Source organism: Pseudomonas sp. P5_B2 (assembly GCF_056400445.1).
Genome location: NZ_JBFULH010001516.1, coordinates 1 through 526 on the forward strand (window position 1 = coordinate 1; position 526 = coordinate 526).

1 pseudogene is annotated in these 526 nt (G+C 53.2%); it reads right to left on the minus strand.

Features of this window, described 5'->3' with window-relative positions:
- Window positions 1–222 precede the first annotated feature (222 nt).
- A pseudogene (locus AC1DRJ_RS32145) lies at window positions 223–526 on the minus strand (saccharopine dehydrogenase); the annotation flags it as partial.

Consider the following 526-nt stretch of genomic DNA (forward strand, 5'->3'; position numbering starts at 1 on the left):
GTCAATGGACTAACACTCATCAGCGCTCCCTTAGCCAAGAAATGGCGATACTCACTTGCTGATTGTTATTGATATGCCAATGAGCTTCTCGTTTATAGCGAATACGAATTTTTTTCAATAGTTTTATTCGCTTTCCAAGATCGCACAAACAAAAACGCCGCTCAAAGAGCGGCGTTTTTGCGTTTGCAGCGACAAACGAGATTCACCTGTAAATCAGGCGTCTCAGGCGTTGCCGTTCCAGGGACGATCCCCGTTCTCATCTTTGATGCGGGTCGGCAGACCCATCACATCCAGCGCCTTGAGGAACGGTTCAGCCGGCAACTCTTCAACGTTGGCCATACGCTTCACGTCCCACTCGCCGCGGGCAACCAGCAGAGCGGCCGCTACGGGTGGCACGCCTGCGGTATAGGAAATGCCCTGGCTGTCTGTTTCTGCGTAGGCGTCCTCATGGTCGGCCACGTTGTAGATGAACACCTCACGCGGCTGTCCATCCTTGGTGCCCTTGACCAGATCACCGATGCAGGTT